Consider the following 18,735-nt stretch of genomic DNA (forward strand, 5'->3'; position numbering starts at 1 on the left):
CCCCCCCCCCCCCCCCCCCCCCCCCCCCCCCCGTCCCCAATGTCCCGCCAAAGCCTTTCAGGGCGCCAAACCGCGCCAGCCCATGACGATATGCTATGAACTCTATAGCAGCGGCGCATTGGAACGTTGATGTCGTTTGCGGCAAGGTTCGGTTGAGCAAAAAGGACTACGCAACGGGGACAAATCGGCATGGACATTCATCACATCCGCTACTTCCTTGCCGTGTGCGAGACGCGAAATTTCACGCGCGCCGGCGAAAAGTGCAATGTCACCCAGCCGGCGCTGTCTCGCGCCATCCAACAGCTCGAAGACGAGGTCGGCGGCCTGCTGTTTCGCCGCGAGCGAAACCTCACGCACCTCACCGATCTTGGCGTGCTGCTGCGCCCCCGGTTCCAACAGATCCTCGACGAACTGACCGGAGTGCGGCAGGAGGCGTCGAGATTCTTGTGCCTGGAAAACGCCAACCTCAAGGTTGGCGTCATGTGCACCATTGGTCCGCGCCGCTTCACCGGCCTGCTGACCGACTTCTACCGACGCCAGCAGGGCATCCAGCTGCAGCTGGTCGAGGGCGTGCCAGCATCGCTCTCTCAGCTGCTTGAGTCTGGCGAGATCGACGTCGCTATCATGGCGTCGAGCGACAGCTTTCCGGACCGATTCGATGTCACGCCACTCTATCGCGAACGCTTTGTTCTGGCCTTTCCAAACGGCCATCGGCTGGCTCGCAACGACAATGTCGCCATCTCCGAACTCGACGGTGAAAACTATCTCAGGCGGCTCAACTGCGAGTATCGTGATCACCTCGCCGGACTGTGCACCGACCGCGGCGTGAAGCTCAGGATCTCCTACGCCAGCGAGCGCGAGGACTGGATCCAGAATATGGTTTCAGGGGGACTTGGGATCTGCTTCATCCCGGAGTTCAGCGCAGTGATCCCGGGCTTGCAGGTCCGGCCCGTCATCGATCCCGAAGTCTGGCGGGAAGTGTCCCTGGTCGTCGTCGCGGGACGCAGGTTCTCGCCGGCGGCATCGGCCTTCGTCAACAGCGTCAAGGCGCATGGCTGGCCGGAAAGTGCCATAGCCCAGGCAATCCACAAGACCGCAGCCTGAAGCAAACTCAAGAAATTCTGGCACGGCGTGGCATGTGAAGCCATCCGTCTGCGTGCAGCCATGATGGCTCACGATAGTTTTCAGGTATCGAATTGAAAGCCAGTCAGCATTTCTCTTTCTTCGCGGCTCCGATCATTCTCCCTGTCATGCCCCGCCTCCCGCGTTTGGGCACCGACAAAGGAGAAATACAAGATGGCTACCAAGAAACTCAACCTCGCGTTTGCGGTCGGGCTGCTTTCCGCAACTGCTGCCTTTTCCGCTGCTCCGGCCTTCGCCGGCGACTGCCCTGCCGGCCAGGCCGCTACGACCGACATCCAGGAACATCCAAGCAAGCCGGTCGGCGTCGTCGACACCGTTCTCTCCGCGATCGATCTGAGCAGCAAGGGCGAGGCCTGGAAAGGCAACATGCTGCGCCTGCGCAAGCTCGTCGTGCAGCCGGGCGGCGTCGTGCCGTGGCATGAGCACAATGTCCGCCCAGCCAACATTATCGTCGTCGAAGGCTCGATCACCGAATATCGCAGCACCTGCAAGGTCGGCATCGAGCATCCGGCCGGCGACGTGACCGCCGAGTTCGGCCAGCTCGCTCACTGGTGGAAGAACAACGGCAAGGTGCCCGCGGTGCTCTATTCAGCCGACGTCCTGCCGCCGGCAATGCACGAAGACCACATGATGTGAGCCGCTCGGCGCGGCGAACAGATTCCAGCATCAGCAACTGAAAGCGCGTCCTCGGGTGATCTCCTGGGGACGTGTGGCCACGGAGCCTTGTCATGACGACCAGTGAACAGACTGAACCGACGCGGCTGCGCATGGTTGCCGCCGACAGCTGGCGCTTCGGCCTGATTGCCCTGATCGCGTTTCTCACGCTCGTCGATCTGTTCGCCACCCAGGCCATCCTGCCTTCGCTGGTGATAAAATTCGGCGTCAGCCGCGCGACCATGGGCTTTGCCGTTAACGCCAGCACGTTCGGCATGGCTGTGGCTGGGATCGCGGTGGCGCTTTTCGGCAGGAACCTCGATCGCCGCAACGGCATCTGGACCAGCCTTGCGGTGCTGGCGATCCCGACGACGCTTTTGTCGCAGACCGACAGTATCTTGCTCTTCGCCCTGCTGCGTGTTGCCCAGGGCTTGTGTATGTCGACCGCGTTCACACTGACGATGGCCTACCTGGCCGAGCACTTTTCCGCGCGGCAGACGACAAGTGCGCTTGCGGCCTATGTGACCGGCAATGTCGCCAGCAACTTCTTCGGACGGCTGATGTCGGCCGCCGTCGCCGACACATTCGGCATTTCCACCAACTTTCTGACATTCGCCGCCCTCAACCTGATTGGCGCGGCTCTCGTCTGGTTCACGCTGCAGAAGACGTCCGCGATGATGCGTGCCGACACGATGGGCGGGCCCGCCCGTGCGGCTTGGAAGGGTCCGCTGAAAAACACCGAGCTGCGCGGCTGCTTCGCCATCGGCTTCCTGATCCTCTTCGTATTTATCGGCACTTTCACCTATGTGAATTTCCAGCTCGTCGCCGCGCCACTATCGCTGTCGCCGATGGCGCTAGGACTGGTCTATTTCGTCTTCCTGCCTTCCATGCTGACCACTCCCCTGGCCGGGCGTGTCGCCGCGGGCCTCGGTCCAAGGGTCGGCATCGGTTCGACGCTCGTGCTGGCGATCCTGGGTTTGCTTTTGCTGCTCACGACCAGCCTTCCGATCGTTCTTGCCGGAATGGCGCTGGTCGCAATCGGCACCTTCCTGGCGCAGGCAATAGCGACAGGACACGTCAGCCGCACCGCCTTGCACGACCGCGCCGCCGCAAGTGGCATTTACCTCGCCTCCTACTATGCGGGCGGGCTCGCCGGCAGCTTCGTCATCGGACAGATCTACGACCGGATTGGCTGGACCGCATGCGTGGTCGTGCTTGCCGCGGTCCTCGCCGGCGCGATCGCGGTGGCGCGCGTGCTTCAAACTCCAAAGGCATGAGACCTAACGACCGAGAATCTTGACTATCCAACAAAGGAGACTGAGATGACCAACTACCTGAAAACCATTATTGCCGGCGGCGCCATGATGATGGCGATCGTTCTCCCAGCCGCAGCTTCGGACGGTGTCGTGACGGTGAAGAGCGACTATTCCGTCGGCGAGACGGTCTCGCGCATCAAGAGGGATGTTCTCAAGAAGGGCATCAAGTTCTTTGGCGTCATCGACCAGGCAAGACTTGGCAAGAATGCCGGCAACGATGTCAGGCCGTCTCGGCTGGTGATGTTTGGCAATCCGGCGCTTGGGACGACCTTCATCACGTCAAATCCGGAAGCCGGGCTCGATTGGCCGGTGCGTGTTCTGGTCTACCAGACCGCGGATGGTGCGGTTTATGCGGCCTACAGCGATTTCGACTGGATCGCCAAGCGGCATGGAATTACCGACCGCGAGGCGCAGTTCAAGATGGCGACCGAAGTCATCCAGTCCGTCACCTCGACGATCAGAAAAGACTGAACGCGAACGATGCACCGGAGATCCGTGGCTCGGATATGCTAGGCCGGATGCTCGCCGCGACTGGGCTACTCGGCGGCGGACAATGCCTTCGCCCGCTCGCCGAACCACCTTTTCTGCGTAGCCTCGCGCACCAGTGCGCCAACCGCTGGCGAGTGCCGGCGGCCGCGCACAGTGACAAGATTGACCTCGCGCCAGAATTCGGGGTCGGTGATCGGCAGGGCCACCACTCCCGCGTGCTTGGCGGTATGCTCGGGCATGAAACCGAAACCAAGGCCGGCGGCGATCATCGCGAGTGTCCAATCGTCGCGATCGCTCCAGTAAACGGGGCTTACGGTGACGCCCTGCGCGGAGAGAACGGCGTCGGCATAGCCGGCAAATTCACAGTTGTTGCGGTGATGTAACTTTCATTGCTCATGTCTTTCACTTGCACTCTGCGCTGGTTGGCGAGGCGATGGGTCAGATGGACCGCCATCACCATCTGCTCGCGAAAAAGTGGCAAGGAGTGCACTTCCTCGTCGGGAATGTTCGACGGCAATGCGTAAATGGCAGCCTCTAGATCGCCCTCGATCAGCCGCCGCCGTAAACTCGGCGCGTCGGCGTCGCAAAGATGAAGCTTCACACCCGGGTGATGGCCGCGGATGGACGAGATGAGCTCGATGATCTCGTCGGGAGCAATCGTGCTCATGATACCGACCCTGAGCGGCGTCTTCTTCAGATGCACATACTGCTCGGCTATCTGCTTGGCCTGCCGGGAGTTCTCAAAAACACCCTCAAGATAGGTTTCGACCATGCGGCCGAGTTCCGTGAGATGGGTGAAGCGTCGCTCACGATGAAAAAGCGCACCGCCAAATTCGTCCTCGAGCAGCTTGATGGCGCGTGAAAGCGCCGGCTGCGTGACGTTGCACTGCTCGGCCGCCCTGGTGAAGTTCAATTCCTTGGCGACGGCCAAGAAGTATCTGACTTGGCTGATCTCCACTGCACGCTCCCCCGGCGGCCTGGTATACGGCACTGCCCGTGTTGCAGTGAGACCTTACTAGCTGCCCCAACGTCAAACAAGCCAAGGCGGTTGGGTCCACGGCGTCGCCCGCGCCGAGCTGATGATCTGACCCTCAGCTATCGAATCCATGTCTCAACGGCATTTCCGCTGCTTCGGGCGGCTCGCCATACTTGGGCCAGAACTCGAGACCTGGACGCGCAAGCCCGTTGCTCGCAGCCGTTGCCGGACATCCCGACCGCGGCTCCAACCGAAGGAAACGACGATGCTCAGAGGAAAGACAGCACTCATCACCGGCTCGACCAGCGGCATCGGCAAAGGCATCGCCGAGGCCTTCGCGTCCAAAGGCTGCAACATTGTGCTCAATGGTTTCGGCGATACCGGTGAGATTGAACTGCTGCGGGCAAAGCTTGCCGCTGACCACGGGGTGACCGTTCGTTACGACAATGCGGACATGAGCAAGGGTGGCGCGATCACTGAGATGATGGACAAGGCGATCGCCGAGTTCGGCGCGGTCGACATCCTCGTCAACAATGCCGGCATTCAGCATGTCGCACCGATCGACGAATTCCCGATCGAGAAATTCGAGGCGGTCGTGGCGATCGATCTGATGTCGTCGTTCTACACGATCCGGCGAGCGCTGCAGGCGATGAAGGAGCGCAAATGGGGTCGCATCATCAACGTTGCATCCGCCCACGCCCTTGTCGCCTCGCCCTACAAATCCGCCTATGTCGCCGCCAAGCATGGGGTCGCCGGGCTGACCAAGACGGTCGCGCTGGAAGTCGCCGAACAGGGCATCACCGTCAACGCGGTATGTCCAGGTTATGTGCTGACGCCGCTGGTTGAAAAGCAGATACCGGACACCGCCAAGGCCCGCGGGATCACCGAGGAGCAGGTGATCAAGGACGTCCTTCTGGCGGCCCAACCAACCAAACAATTCGTGACCGTAGCCCAGGTAGCGGCACTCTGCCTGTTTCTGGCTTCGGACGACGCAGCCTCGATCACCGGAGCCATCATCCCGATTGAAGGCGGCTGGACCGCACACTGAACCGGCAACGAGGAGCAAAGACCATGAACAAGATCACCCGAAATCCTCCGACTGCTGAACCGTTGCCGGAGGTCGCCCATGTGGCTGATGCTGCCGTTCAGCGGCAAACGGTGTTGGTGCTGCAAGGCGGTGGCGCCCTCGGTGCCTATCAGGCCGGTGTCTACCAGGCGCTCGTCGAAGGCGGGATCGAGCCGGATTGGGTCATAGGCACCTCGATCGGCGCCATCAACGCGGCGTTGATTGCCGGTAACGAGCCAACGGTTCGGCTGGCGAGGCTTCAGGAGTTCTGGGAAAGCGTCAGCCGTGTCAGCCCGCTCGACGAGTTTTTCCGGATGATGGTTCCAAGCAATGTCTTCGCCAACATGGGCACCGTGATGCGCGGCATACCGGGATTCTTCGAACCGAACCCCAGCGCCATGTTCGGAGTGAACCGCGAAGTGGGTGTCGAGAATGCCTCCTATTACACGACCGATCCACTCAAGAGGACGCTGAATGACCTGGTCGACTTCGACTATCTCAACCGGCGTAATACCCGCCTGACGGTCGGCGCTGTCAACGTCAACACCAGTGAACTCAAATACTTCGACACCCGAGAGATGACCCTGTCGACGGCTCACATCATGGCGTCGGGCGCCTTGCCGCCGGCGTTTCCGGCGGTCTGTATCGACGGCGAGCCTTACTGGGATGGCGGCATCTATTCGAACACCCCCATCGAGGTCGTGCTCGACGCGCGTCCGCGGCGCGACTCGCTGATCTTTGCCGTCAACATGTGGCAGCCTCGCGCTACCGAGCCGAAATCGATCTGGCAGGTGATGGGGCGGCAAAAGGACCTTCAATTCGCAAGCCGCGGCAAAAGCCACGTGGCCCGGCAGGAGCAATTGCATCGTCTGCGCCACGTCGTGCGTGAAATGGGAAAGCTCGTCCCGGACGAGCGGCGCGAGGATCCGATGTTCAAGGAACTCGCGTCCTATGGTTGCCCGTCTGTCATGCACCTTGTGCGGTTGCTTTCACCACGCCTCGACGGCGAGGACCACACCAAGGACATCGACTTCACCCGCGCCGGCATCCGCACGCGCTGGCAGGCGGGATACGAGCATGGGCAGCGCGTCCTCACGGAGAAACCCTGGGAATGCGACATCGACATGCTGCAGGGCATCGTCATCCACGAATCGCAAGAGTGAATTGTTCGAGCGCGGCGAGGCCGAAGAAACAGGCGGAGAATACCGATGCAGATCATCACCCCGGGGATGCGGCTGGTTCTAGAAGCCGTGCTCGCCAACAACGCTGCGCTTTTCCGCACGATACCGGAAACCCCATCGCATGCGGACACGTCACTGCATCGAGTGGTCATCGTTGGCGGCGGCGCAGGCGGACTGGAACTCGCGACGCGTCTCGGCCGCAAGTTCGGCAAGCGACGGCTTTCCGTCACGCTTGTCGACCGCAACCGCACGCACATCTGGAAACCGCTTCTGCACGAGGTGGCGTCCGGTGCCTTGAGTGCGTCGAACGATGCGGTGGAATACATTGCCCATGCCAGCCGCCACCATTATCGATATCGCATCGGCGAAGTCGTCGGCATTGATCGCTCCAGGCGCCAGGTCTTTGTCGCGCCAAGCTTCGACGAAGACGGCAGGCAGATCATCCCGCCGCGTGTGTTGGGCTACGACACGCTGGTGCTGGCTGTTGGCAGCGTCAGCAACGATTTCGGGACGCCTGGAGCGGCACGTCATGCCATCGCGCTCGATACCGCCGATCAGGCCGCCCGATTCAATAGGCGCATGATAGACGCATGCCTGCGCGCCAATGCGCAATATGAGCAGCTGTCCCCAGACCAGCTTCATTGCGTCATCGTTGGTGCCGGGGCCACCGGCGTCGAGTTGGCTGCCGAACTGCACAAGTCGATGCGGGAGATCGCGTCGCACAATCTCGACAACATTGATTTCGAAAGGCTGATCCGCATCACCATCGTTGAGGCGGGGCCGCGCATCCTGCCGGCCTTGCCCGAGCATCTGGCACGTGCCTCGGCGCATCTGCTGCGCGACCTCGGTGTCCAGATACGCTGCGGGATCAAGGTGACGGAGGTGACGGAGAACGGCGTCAGGCTTGGCGAGAAGCTATTCGTGCCGGCGGAGCTGATCGTCTGGTCCGCAGGGATCAAGGCGCCGGATTTCCTGAAGAAGCTCGATGGTCTCGAGACGGACCACATCAATCGCCTGGTGGTCGATGAGACATTGCGGGCCCGAGGCGACGAAAATGTGTTTGCGATCGGCGACTGCGCAAGCTGTGTTCTGCCCGGCGATGACAACCCATTGCCACCGCGCGCCCAGACGGCCCACCAGCAGGCTGATTACCTCGTCAAGGTGGTAGCAGCGCGTCTTGTGGGACGGGCCGCGCCGGCTTTCCGTTACCGCGACTACGGCGCTCTTGTTTCACTGGCCGACTACGGCTCGTTCGGCAGTCTCATCGGCGGTCTCAAGATCGAAGGCCTGCTTGCCCGGCTGATGTATCACACACTTTACAAGATGCACCTCAAGGCTGTGCATGGGTCTTTGAAGACCACGCTGGATACGATCGCCGGTATCTTTGCGCGGCGCACAAAACCCCGAGTCAAACTGCATTGAATCTGGAAGGTAACACGTCTTGATCCTGCGGCACTCCCGGATGGAGTGTGACAGTGGCCATGCGCGTTGCCGAATTGTCGGTGGCGATAGTTGAGGCGTGCCGACCTTCGCCTCGGATACCAGGAATAATGTAACGAATTGAGGGGAGGCTGCGAACAGAATACGAACCTCTCCTGCGTTGATGCACGCGGGGCATCAAAACCATGCGAGAAAAGCATGGCCATGGCCGGCGGGCTTTGATGATAGGCTTCCTGCAACCCATGAAAGTGCAGAAATGGCCATCGACTACGAGGCAATGACATTCGAACAGTCCGTCCAGGCTGCCATCGAGCTCGACGCACCGCTGAACGAGCGGCTCGCCGTGATTGCGACCGCAGTGCGCCGCCTGAACGCGGATTTCGCCGATGCGGTTGACCGCCTCGTGGAGCGCCTGGAGCAGCAGGAGGCCGGAGCCATGGCGCCGGCCGCAGGCGACATCATGCCGGGATTCCTGTTGCCTGACGACGAGGGCAGACTGATTGGCCTGAGCGACATCCTCCTCCAGGGGCCTGCCGTGGTCACCTTTCAGCGCGGGCACTGGTGTCCATATTGCCGGTTGAATGCGATCGGCATCGTCGAAGCTCAGCAGGAGATTGCGACGCTGGGCGGTCAGGTCGTCGCGATCATGCCCGAGCGGCGCAAGTTCGCGAAGGCGATGAAGACCGCCGTAGGCGCCCAATTTCCATTCCTGACAGACATGGACAATGGCTACGCTCTTTCGCTCAACCTTGCGATCTGGATCGGGGCCGAGATGGAGCAGTTAATGGGCGTTGCCTATGACATCCCAAAGTTTCAAGGCAACTCCAGTTGGTTCCTGCCGATCCCTGCGACCTTCGTCGTCGGCAAAAACGGGGTGATCACGGATCGCTTCGTTGATCCGGACTACCGCCGTCGGATGGACATCGACGACTTGATCGGGGCGCTCAGACGGGCTCGTTGACGCCAAAGGTCGACCAGTCGGTCGATCGCAACAGGTTTAGCAACGTCGTCGCCACCGGCGAACGCTGGCGGCCGGCGACTGCATAGACGGCGACGACTCGCGAAATGTCCAAGTCGCGGAGCTTGAGCCTACGGACGTTTGGCGAGCGTGGCGCTGTCACCGAGACGAAACCAACTCCGGCATTGGCTTCGAGCAGCGCCAGGAGATCGTGGTCGGTCTCGACCTCATGCGCGGACCGCGGCGTCAGCCCATTTGCCGACAGGCAGCGCGACAGCTCCTCGCTCGTTTCCCAATCGATCCTGCTCAACACAGGCTCCGCGGCAAGCTGGCTCAGCGCGACATCGGCTTCGTTGCGGCGGGCAAGCGGATGATCGGAATTCACGACAAGCTCTATGCCTTCCTGGAAAAGTGGCCAGGTGTCGAGTCGATCCCAAGCCTGCCCCAGCGAACCGGCAACCGCCAATTCGACCTCCCCATTTTTGAGGGCATCGATGACCGCGGTCGGCGAGCCGCGGTTGATCTTGAGGTGGACTCCGGGATAGGCACGGAAAAGCTCCGTAAACGGCGAAACCAGCAGCGCTATGTTGACGCTGTTGGAAATGGTCACATTGAGCGGCGCCACGTCGCTGCTTTGCACCGCCTTGGCGAGCGATTTGGCGGAAGTGGCGGCATCGTAACATTGCTGCAGCAACGGCAGCATACGACGCCCAAGCTCGGTCAAATGGGAATGCTGGCGCTCGCGCCTAAGGAGTTCTCCACCCAATTCGTCTTCAAGTGTCTTGATCGCGCGCGTCAGCGCAGGTTGTGTGACGTTGCACTCTTCAGCTGCCCTGGTGAAGTTCAGGGTGCTGGACAGGGCCAGGAAATAACGGACCTGCTGCATCTCCATGAATCTTCGCCCCCTCAGCGAAATCCGATTCGTCAGGCATAGCTAATTTGATCCTATGCTAACGCAACAGGAGGCCAAGGCAAAGGCGCGGCCCAATTCCCCGGGGGAATGGACCTTCTTCGACCGATAGGCGAGGTCATTTTGTCGACGTCACAATGTTACAGACTATAGACTAAACCATTGATTTTATTACGTGAACTTAGAGTTCAATCCTCTCTCGCAGCACCAGAGTCCCCCCTGTTTCCTGAATTGGCCTGCTTTGGAACCTCGGCGCGCGTCCGCTCAGGTCGTTTTCGCGCACCGGCGGCTTGCCCGACGCCAGGGTCGATGGCTAAAATAAACCATCACAGGGAGAAGGCACCATGGCACTTCACCTTTCCGCGGATGCCCCGACTTCGGTCGCGGCTGCCCCGCAAAAATACCTCTTTGGCCCGTTCATCGACTTTTTCATGCTTGGCGGGAGTGCGCTTGTCATCCTGCCGGTTCTGTATTTTGTGCCGCTCAGATACGAAGCGGCCCTGACGCTGACGATGTTCTTGCTCTCCCATCTCATAAACCAGCCGCACTTCGGTCATTCCTACCAGATCTTCTATCGCAACTTCGCGCGCAAGGTGCGCGGCGAGGGCTATGGCCGCAGTCTCCAGATCCGCTATATCCTCGCGGGGATCGTCGTCCCGTTGGCCATGGCCGCCTTCTTTGCCTATGGCTCGCTGACGGGGAACGCCCGGCTGCTCGGCAATGCCACCAACGCGATGGGCTTTTTCGTCGGCTGGCACTACGTCAAGCAAGGCTACGGCATGCTGATGGTGGATGCCGTGCTGAAGCGCAGATTCTTCAGCGACCAGGACAAGAAGGTATTGCTGTTCAACGGCTACGCCGTGTGGCTGTTCGCCTGGCTTCAGACGAACGTGGTGATCACCGAGAGGCAGTTCTGGGGTTTGGAATACTACACCTTCGCCGTCCCGCCGTGGCTCATCACCATCGCCATGTCGATCGCCGCCGCTTCCTCGGCGGCCACCGCCGTGATGTTCATCAATCGCTGGCGCAGGCATGGCGGGGCGCTGCCCTATAATGGCGTCGTCGCTTACGTCGTGTCCCTTTATGCCTGGATACTGTTCGTGACGCTGAACCCGCTCTGGCTGCTGGTGGTGCCGGCGCTCCATTCCTTGCAGTACCTGGCGGTGGTCTGGCGCTACCAGACCAATGTCGAGCGCGATCGCGCGGACGCCGTCAAGAAGCCGGCACTGAAGGCCTTGTCCATTCTTGGACCGGTGTACAGGCTGCGCGTGCTGGCCTTCATCGTCGTCGGCGCAATTCTCGGAGCGCTCGGTTTCTGGCTGGTGCCGATGGCGCTGGCGGACCTCATTCCCTACGACAAGGCGGTGTTCGGCTCGTCGCTTTTCCTCTTCATCGCGTGGATATTCATCAACGTGCACCACTACTTCCTGGATAATGTGATGTGGCGGCGCGGCAACCCGGAAGTGTCGAAATATCTGTTCCGCTGAAGTGGTTGGCTGAATTAATTCCCTGGCGACCGTCGCGGCTGGAGGCCCATTCCCGGCATGGACACGATTCGTTAACCAAGATGCTGTTCATCGACATGACGGGGATTGATGCCCGTTCGCCTGGTCAAGTCCCTGCCTTGCCAGACCGAGGGTGTCCGAAAAAGGCCCCCTTGACGTCAAATCGCCCGAAACAAAAACGATGTGCAAGGCATGACCGTGATCGAAAGCGAACAAAACACGCCCGGCGCTTCCCGTTGCTGGACACGGTTGCCGGCCGTCGTGGCAGCGTTCCTCTGCATGTGCGTCACCAGCGCGTTCGCCGAGACGCGCACCCTGAAGATCCAGCATCTTCATACCGGCGAAAAGGCCGAGATCGTCTTCAAGCGCAACGGGCGCTACGATCAGGCGGGATTGAAGAAGATCAATGTGATGCTGCGCGACTGGCGTCGCAACGAGCCGACCAGAATGGATCCGCGCCTGCTCGACCTCGTCTGGCAGGCCTACCGGACCAGCGGCTCGACAGCCTATATCCATATCGTCAGCGCCTATCGCTCGCCGGCGACCAACGCCATGCTGCGCGGCCGCTCGATGGGCGTGGCTCGCGAGAGCCAGCATATGGTCGGCCGCGCGATGGACTTCTTCCTGCCGGACGTGCCGCTGAAGAAGCTGCGCGACATCGGGCTCAAGATGCAGGGCGGCGGTGTCGGCTATTACCCGACCTCCGGTTCGCCTTTCATTCATATGGATGTCGGCAATGTGCGGCATTGGCCGGGCATCAGCCGCCAGGAACTCGCCAGGGTTTTCCCCAACGGCAACACATTGCATGTGCCGAGCGACGGCAAACCGTTGCCAGGCTACCAGCAGGCGTTTGCCGCCTACAAATCGCGCAAGGCCGCCGGCACGCCCAACATCGAACTGGCAAGCGTCGACGCCGGCCAACGCAAGTCGCGTGGCTTGCTGGCGACGCTTTTGGGTCGCGGCGAGGACGAGGCGGAAGATGTCGCGGAAGCGGCGCCTGCGCCGCGCAAGCCGTCCAAATCCGTTGAACCCGGCATCGCTATCGTGCCGCCGCAAGAAGCCGAGCGCGCGGACATCCAGACGGCCACCGCCGATCCGGCGGAAGAACCGCCCGCCGGGCCTGAAGCGACTGTCATGGCCATGGCGCCGGGCTCAGTGCCGCTGCCGGCCTTCGCGCCGCGCGCCGAATTGCCGGACGACAAGCCGGCATCAGCCAATGCCGAAATTTCCTTGGGCAAGACGGATCCCGCTCCGGCGAGCGTCGCGCCGGACATGGTGGCGCTCAACATCCCGTTGCCGACATGGCGACCAGAAAGCCAGACGAGCCCGGCGCATCAGCCGGAAGCAGCCAAATCCGGCGATGTTGTCGGTGCCTTGCTGGCCATGCATCATCCCTATGACGGCCTCGACAGGCTGACCGGTCAGCGGATCGCGGTCCCTCCATCGAAAGCCGAAGTTCGCGTCAGGACCAGCCCGAAGGCCGACCGTGTCCAGCCACGTCTCGATCCCGAAGCCACCGCCGACGTCGTGCCAGCCGCGTTGTCCGGCCGGCCGCTTGCCGCAGGTCGCGGCATCGCCAGGGGGACAGTATCGACACCGGCGCCCGTCATTGCCGCCAATTTCATTCGCAGGGCACCGGAGCAGATCTATCTCGACGGATTCCGGCCGCGAAGACAGACGTCGGATCACCGCCGCTTCACCGGCTCCGCGGTGAAGTTCCTGCCCATCGCCAGCTTCAAATAGGCTGGCGACGGCCGCGACGGCCCAGACCCGTCGGGCGAAATGAGCGGCCTCCACAGCGACGCCCGTTGGGCTCTGTAAGATATTTTCCAAATTTGACAATCATGCATGAAATTGTAAGATAATCGTCTTTCCGTCGGCGAGAGGCGATGACCATGTCGATCCGCGAAGAACTGGCCAACACCACCTTGGCGTTCACGTCGGCGGAAGAAAAGATCGTTCAGGTCCTGCTAGCCGATTATCCCATGTCCGGGCTGGGCACGGCGACCCGACTGGCACGCCGCGCCGGGGTCAGCGACCCGAGCGTGACGCGGCTGATGACCAAGCTCGGCTATGTCGGGTTTGCCGATTTCCAGGCGCGCCTGCTCACCGAGGTCGAATCCAGGCTGCATTCGCCGCTTTTGATGATGGAGGCCAAGCGCCCGGGCGGTTCCAGCGAGGGCACGGCACTGGCCTATTTCCATTCGGTTTCCGACAGTCTGGAGCGCACGCGCACGGCGGTGCCCCTGCAGGCCTATACGCGCGCTGTCAACCTGCTGCTCGAAACCAAGGGGCAGGTGGTGCTGTTGGGCGGCCGTTTCAGCCGGCATATCGCCTCCATGCTAGCCGGCTACCTCCTGCAATTCCGCTCCGGCGTGCGCGACATCGGCTCGCTCAGCCCGGCCGATTTCGACCTGTTGATCGACCTTGGCAAGCGTGACCTTCTCGTCGTCTTCGACTACCGCCGCTACCAGTCGGACGTGGTGGGCTTTGCGCAACAGGCCCACGAGCGCGGCGTCTCCGTCCTGCTGTTCACCGATGTCTGGCTGTCGCCGATCGCCGATATCGCCGACCTGACCATGGTAGCGGCGATCGACGCCAATTCGCCGTTCGACACGCTGGCGACCGCCGTCGCGCAGATGGAAACCGTTTTCGCCCATGCGCTCGAAGGTCATGGCGCGGGGGTTCGCAAGCGGATCGAGGACATCGAGAAGATCCGCAGTGCCAACGCGGTCACGCTCGATGCCGCCGAACCGGCCTCGTCCGCTGAAGCGGGGCCGTCGAAGCCGGCCCACAAATCCAGGGCCGAGAAAAAGTGACGCCGATGCGCTTCGCACTGCCCGCTATCGTCCGCGTAACCAAGGGACCGAGAAAATGCCTGACAACCAAACAATCATCGATGCCGTGCAGGCTGAGATCGAGACCGACCGTGATTGGCTGATCGGATTGACCCGCGACATGGTCCGCATTCCCTCGGTCAATCCCAAATTCGAAGCCAATGCGGCGATCAACCCTAGCCGGTCAGCATGAATTGCACGCCGGGATCGCCGAGCAGGCGCTCGACCGCGCTGATGACGTTGCCGGCGGACTGATCCTTGACGTCGCCGACCACCAGTTCGAACGTGTTGCCGGCAACGCCACCGGCCGCGTTCGCCTCGTCGATCGCCATCTGTACGCCGCGCTGGAACTCCTGGCCGTCCGCCGTGGCGCTTTGCTGCGCACCTGCATTAAAACAAGGCATTCCGGACGGAGCAGACCATGACGATCTCGCAGAAGACCCTTGAAACGAGCCACGGCAAGATCGCCCTTCGCGAGACCGGCGGCAAAGGCACCGCCGTGATGCTGATCCACGGCAACTCGTCCTCCAGCGCGGTCTTCCGCAACCAGCTCGAGAGCCCGCTGGGCGAGCGCTACCATTTGATCGCACCCGACCTGCCGGGGCACGGGGCATCAGGCGACGCGATCGATCCGGAGCGCTCCTACAGCATGGAAGGCTATGCCGATGCGATGACCGAAGTGCTCGGACTGCTCGGCGTCGACAAGGCGATCGTCTTCGGCTGGTCGCTCGGCGGCCATATCGGGTTGGAAATGATCGACCGATTTCCGGGCCTGCTCGGCTTGATGATATCAGGCACTCCGCCGGTCTCGCCCGAGGAAGTTGGCAACGGCTTCAAGTCGAGCCCGCATATGCACCTCGCCGGTCAGGAGACCTTCACGGCCGCCGAGGTCGAGGCCTATGCGCGCAGCACCTGCGGCGAGCCGTTCGAGCCGTTCCTCCTCGACACCGTCGCGCGCACCGACGGACGGGCGCGGCGGCTGATGTTCGAGAAATTCGCGGCCGGCACCGGCCGCAACCAGCGCGAGATCGTCGCCGGCAAGACGCCGCCGATCGCCGTCCTCAACGGCATGGACGAGCCTTTCGTCAACACCGATTTCGTCGCCGCAGTGAAGTTTTCCAACCTATGGGAAGGCAAGGCCCATCTGCTCGACAAATCAGGCCATGCGCCGTTCTGGGATTCGCCGGATCGTTTTGACCCGATCTTCGCCCGCTTCCTGGCAAGCGTCGACGAAAAGTAGGCCACCGAACAGCCTGCAGCCTCGCCGACCATGGGCGTGATAATGTGAGAGCGCTGCACATGCTTGGCTTCTCGCCAGGCGCGCGCATAGCACATGCCTGATAAATGCCATCCAGGCGCCATGTAGACGCGATATGCCGTTCTCGGCATTTGCGCCGATGGCTCGTCTGTGATCCAAGGCCGCGATAAATGCCAGATAATCGTCCTGGCAGTTGGAGCGCTGAATGACCCTATTCACACGCCGCGGGCTTTTGAAAACGGCCGCGCTCGCTGGCATTGGCGGAGTTGCGATCCCGGCCATCGGCCGGCTCGGCGGCTGGGCAGCCGCCGCGCCCGAACCGGTGGTGCTGCAGACGGCCAAAATCCTGACGAAGCTGATGGACGGCGGCTTGACCAGGGATGTACTGACCTACGGCAATGCCGGAATGCCGCCGGTGCTCAGGATGAAAAAAGGCGAGCCTTTCGCCGCACGCCTTGTCAACGCCATCGACGATCCCACGACCATCCACTGGCACGGCATTCGCGTGCCGAACAAGATGGATGGCGTTCCGTTCCTGGCCCAACCCTATGTCTACACCGGCGATCATTTCGACTACGTCTTCACACCGCCCGACGCCGGCACCTTCTGGTATCACCCGCATTGCAACACGCTGGAGCAGATGGGTCACGGCCTGACCGGTGTGATCGTGGTCGAAAACCCCGGCGATCCGAAATTCGACGCCGAGTTCGTCCTCAATCTGCGCGACTGGCGCCTTGGCGACGACGCCCAGTTCATCGACCAGTTTCGGCCGCGCGATGCCGCGAGAACCGGCACCTACGGCACGGTGCGGACCGCGAACTGGCTCGACCAGCCGCAATATGATGCACCGGCCGGCGGGCTGGTGCGGTTGCGCGTCGCCATCACCGACGTCACCCGCATCTACGCCTTCCGCGTCGACGGCGCCGAGGCGACCGTCATCGCGCTCGACGGCAATCCGGTGCCTGGGCGTTTTTCGCCCGATGCCTTGCTGCTTGGACCGGGACAGCGCATGGAACTCGCCATCCGCATGCCCGACGAGGAGGGCGCGATCGTCAGCCTGCGAGACGTCAGGGGCACCAAGCCCAAGATCCTCGCCAACCTGCGCGCCACCGGCGGCTCGCTCAAACGGGACGTTCGTGACATTGCTCCGCTCGAGGCCAATCCGGTGAAAGAAGTGGATCTCGCCGCTGCCCAGCATATTTCCCTGGCGCTCAGCGCCACCGCCGAAAACGTCCCGAGCGACGGCATCTGCGGTTCGCTCGGCTACAGTTTCTGGGCCATCAACAAGGTGCCGTGGCCGGGTGATACGCCTGATCCGACGGCACCGCTCGCTGAATTGAAGCTGGGCAAGAGCTATGTCATCGACATGGAGAACCTGACGCCGCAATCGCATCCGATGCATCTGCACGGCATGAGCTTCAAGGTGCTGTCGTCCTCGACGCGCCCTGTTCAGCCGCTGATTTCGGACACCTATCTCATCCAGCCGAACGAGAAGGTTCAGCTCGGTTTCGTCGCCGACAATCCCGGCGACTGGCTGCTGCACTGTCACATCATCGAGCATCAGAAATCGGGCATGACGAGCTATGTCAGGGTGGTGTGAAGCCACATCAGGCGGTTTCGTTGGCAAGGGAGGGCGGTTCCCTGCTATTGCCGCCTCCGGATCACGAACCATGGACTCGCCAGCATGACCAATGTCACCCTGACCGGGCTTGCTCGCGATCTCGCCAGCCGTGCCGCCGAGGGACGCCCTGTGCGCATCGGTGTCATCGGCTCGGGCGAGATGGGCACTGACCTAGTCACCCAAGGCATGCTGATGCCCGGCATTTCGGTTTGCGCCGTTTCGACACGGCGCCCGCACACGGCGCGCGAGGCCATCCGCATCGCCTATGGTGACGAGGCGATGGCGGCCGAAGCCGACACCGCCTCGAAAGTCACCGCCGCAATCGAGGCGGGAAAAATCGCCGTCACCTCCAACGAGATGCTGGTCACCAATCCGCTGATCGAAATCGTCATCGACGCCACCGGCAAGCCCGGCGTCGCCGCCGATTTCTGCCTGTCAGCGATGGAGCATGGCAAGCATCTGGTGATGATGAATGTCGAGGCCGACGTCACCATCGGTTGCTATCTCAAGCAGCAGGCCGACAGGCTTGGCGTCGTCTATTCGGTCGGCGCCGGCGACGAGCCGTCGAGCTGCATGGAGCTGATCGAGTTCGCCTCCGCGCTGGGCCTGACCATCATCTCGGCCGGCAAGGGCAAGAACAACCCGCTGAACCATGACGCGGTGCCCGACGACTATCGCGAGGAAGCGATCCGCCGCAACATGAACCCGCGCATGCTGGTCGAGTTCGTCGATGGTTCCAAGACCATGGTCGAGATGTGCGCCATCGCCAACGCCACCGGGCTGGTGCCCGACGTGCCCGGCATGCATGGCCCGAAAGCCGACCGCGACGATCTCGTCAAGGTGCTGATCCCGCGCGAGGATGGCGGACTGTTGTTGAAGAAAGGCGTCGTCGACTACACGATCGGCAAGGGTGTCGCGCCCGGTGTCTTCGTCATCGTCGAGGCGACGCATCCGCGCATCATCGAGCGCATGGATGATCTTCATATCGGCCACGGCCCCTATTACAGCCTGTTCCGACCATACCATTTGACCTCGCTGGAAGTGCCGCTGACCGCCGCCCGCATCGTGCTCTTCGGCAAGCCCGACATGGTGCCGCTGCCTCGGCCGGTCGCCGAGGTCTGCGCGGTCGCCAAGCGCGATCTCGCAGCCGGAGAAGCCTTCGATGCGATCGGTGAGACCTGCTACCGCTCCTGGACCATGACCGTCGGCGAAGCCCGCGCCCAGCGCGCCGTTCCGGTCGGCCTGCTCGAGGGCGGCAAGGTGCTGAAGCCGGTCAGGAAAGGTGAGTTGCTGACCGCCGACAACGCCGCGCCCGACCACACGACGAGGCTGTTCGCCTTGCGCCGGCTGCAGGACGAGATGCTGTACGGGATGAAGTAGG

Annotated in this window: 18 protein-coding genes and 1 pseudogene; 15 read left to right on the plus strand and 4 right to left on the minus strand. The window is 62.0% G+C overall.

Annotation, left to right across the window (positions count from 1 at the left end; genetic code table 11):
• The first annotated feature begins 189 nt into the window (after positions 1-189).
• The 4 genes from LB577_RS31400 to LB577_RS31415 all read left to right on the plus strand — a co-directional run bounded on the left by LB577_RS31400 (position 190) and on the right by LB577_RS31415 (position 3,584).
• A complete protein-coding gene (locus LB577_RS31400; RefSeq protein WP_224690302.1) occupies positions 190-1,104 on the plus strand; it encodes a LysR family transcriptional regulator in 915 nt (304 codons plus the stop codon).
• 192 nt (positions 1,105-1,296) lie between these two features.
• On the plus strand, positions 1,297-1,779 hold the full coding sequence (locus LB577_RS31405) for a cupin domain-containing protein (RefSeq protein ID WP_023766719.1): 483 nt from the start codon (positions 1,297-1,299) through the stop codon (positions 1,777-1,779).
• A gap of 92 nt (positions 1,780-1,871) precedes the next feature.
• Positions 1,872-3,074, plus strand: coding sequence for an MFS transporter (locus tag LB577_RS31410; protein WP_224690303.1), 1,203 nt, complete (start codon positions 1,872-1,874; stop codon positions 3,072-3,074).
• Between the two features lie 45 nt (positions 3,075-3,119).
• On the plus strand, positions 3,120-3,584 hold the full coding sequence (locus LB577_RS31415; protein ID WP_411969365.1) for a DUF302 domain-containing protein: 465 nt from the start codon (positions 3,120-3,122) through the stop codon (positions 3,582-3,584).
• Between the two features lie 65 nt (positions 3,585-3,649).
• On the opposite strand, the pseudogene LB577_RS33210 reads toward LB577_RS31415, so the two are convergent.
• Positions 3,650-3,913 (minus strand): annotated as a pseudogene (locus LB577_RS33210) (LysR family transcriptional regulator substrate-binding protein); the annotation flags it as partial.
• Positions 3,913-4,560: a LysR family transcriptional regulator gene (locus tag LB577_RS31420; RefSeq protein ID WP_283257927.1), complete on the minus strand. Its 648-nt coding sequence runs from the start codon at positions 4,558-4,560 to the stop codon at positions 3,913-3,915. The gene LB577_RS31420 and the pseudogene LB577_RS33210, both read right to left, overlap by 1 nt.
• A 283-nt stretch (positions 4,561-4,843) precedes the next feature.
• On the opposite strand from LB577_RS31420, the gene LB577_RS31425 reads away from it, so the two are divergent.
• The 4 genes from LB577_RS31425 to LB577_RS31440 all read left to right on the plus strand — a co-directional run bounded on the left by LB577_RS31425 (position 4,844) and on the right by LB577_RS31440 (position 9,226).
• Positions 4,844-5,626 carry a 3-hydroxybutyrate dehydrogenase gene (locus LB577_RS31425; RefSeq protein ID WP_224690304.1) on the plus strand — a complete coding sequence of 261 codons (783 nt, stop codon included), beginning with the start codon at positions 4,844-4,846 and terminating at the stop codon, positions 5,624-5,626.
• A 23-nt stretch (positions 5,627-5,649) separates the two neighbouring features.
• Positions 5,650-6,807, plus strand: a complete 1,158-nt coding sequence (locus LB577_RS31430) for a patatin-like phospholipase family protein (RefSeq protein ID WP_224690305.1) — start codon at positions 5,650-5,652, stop codon at positions 6,805-6,807.
• Positions 6,808-6,852: 45 nt separating this feature from the next.
• Positions 6,853-8,247 (plus strand): NAD(P)/FAD-dependent oxidoreductase, encoded by a 1,395-nt coding sequence (locus LB577_RS31435; protein WP_224690306.1) that lies wholly within the window; start codon positions 6,853-6,855, stop codon positions 8,245-8,247.
• Positions 8,248-8,521: 274 nt separating this feature from the next.
• The gene (locus LB577_RS31440) at positions 8,522-9,226 is read left to right on the plus strand and encodes a peroxiredoxin-like family protein (protein ID WP_224690307.1); all 705 of its coding nucleotides are present in this window, start codon (positions 8,522-8,524) and stop codon (positions 9,224-9,226) included.
• Here LB577_RS31440 and LB577_RS31445 read toward each other — a convergent pair.
• The gene (locus tag LB577_RS31445; RefSeq protein WP_224690308.1) at positions 9,210-10,115 is read right to left on the minus strand and encodes a LysR family transcriptional regulator; all 906 of its coding nucleotides are present in this window, start codon (positions 10,113-10,115) and stop codon (positions 9,210-9,212) included. The two genes, LB577_RS31440 and LB577_RS31445, sit on opposite strands and share 17 nt — an antisense overlap.
• Before the next feature lie 362 nt (positions 10,116-10,477).
• Here LB577_RS31445 and LB577_RS31450 point away from each other — a divergent pair, with 362 nt between their 5' ends.
• The 4 genes from LB577_RS31450 (at position 10,478) to LB577_RS31465 (ending at position 14,668) form a co-directional block, all read left to right on the plus strand.
• Positions 10,478-11,620, plus strand: coding sequence for a hypothetical protein (locus LB577_RS31450; protein ID WP_224690309.1), 1,143 nt, complete (start codon positions 10,478-10,480; stop codon positions 11,618-11,620).
• A 210-nt stretch (positions 11,621-11,830) separates the two neighbouring features.
• Positions 11,831-13,381 carry a DUF882 domain-containing protein gene (locus LB577_RS31455; protein ID WP_224690310.1) on the plus strand — a complete coding sequence of 517 codons (1,551 nt, stop codon included), beginning with the start codon at positions 11,831-11,833 and terminating at the stop codon, positions 13,379-13,381.
• A 152-nt stretch (positions 13,382-13,533) separates the two neighbouring features.
• Positions 13,534-14,457: a MurR/RpiR family transcriptional regulator gene (locus LB577_RS31460; RefSeq protein ID WP_023766730.1), complete on the plus strand. Its 924-nt coding sequence runs from the start codon at positions 13,534-13,536 to the stop codon at positions 14,455-14,457.
• Positions 14,458-14,512: 55 nt separating this feature from the next.
• Positions 14,513-14,668 carry a hypothetical protein gene (locus tag LB577_RS31465; protein ID WP_224690311.1) on the plus strand — a complete coding sequence of 52 codons (156 nt, stop codon included), beginning with the start codon at positions 14,513-14,515 and terminating at the stop codon, positions 14,666-14,668.
• Here LB577_RS31465 and LB577_RS31470 read toward each other — a convergent pair.
• Entirely contained in the window at positions 14,652-14,879 is a 228-nt protein-coding gene (locus tag LB577_RS31470; protein ID WP_224690312.1) for an ABC transporter substrate-binding protein, read from the minus strand. The genes LB577_RS31465 and LB577_RS31470 overlap by 17 nt on opposite strands.
• A 17-nt stretch (positions 14,880-14,896) precedes the next feature.
• On the opposite strand from LB577_RS31470, the gene LB577_RS31475 reads away from it, so the two are divergent.
• From LB577_RS31475 to LB577_RS31485, 3 genes are all read left to right on the plus strand, one after another.
• The gene (locus tag LB577_RS31475) at positions 14,897-15,715 is read left to right on the plus strand and encodes an alpha/beta fold hydrolase (protein ID WP_023766733.1); all 819 of its coding nucleotides are present in this window, start codon (positions 14,897-14,899) and stop codon (positions 15,713-15,715) included.
• 223 nt (positions 15,716-15,938) lie between these two features.
• Positions 15,939-17,333, plus strand: coding sequence for a multicopper oxidase family protein (locus LB577_RS31480; protein WP_224690313.1), 1,395 nt, complete (start codon positions 15,939-15,941; stop codon positions 17,331-17,333).
• 84 nt (positions 17,334-17,417) lie between these two features.
• Entirely contained in the window at positions 17,418-18,734 is a 1,317-nt protein-coding gene (locus LB577_RS31485) for an NAD(P)H-dependent oxidoreductase (RefSeq protein ID WP_224690314.1), read from the plus strand.
• Position 18,735 lies beyond the last annotated feature (1 nt).

The organism is Mesorhizobium sp. B283B1A (genome assembly GCF_020165735.1).
GTDB lineage: Bacteria > Pseudomonadota > Alphaproteobacteria > Rhizobiales > Rhizobiaceae > Mesorhizobium > Mesorhizobium opportunistum.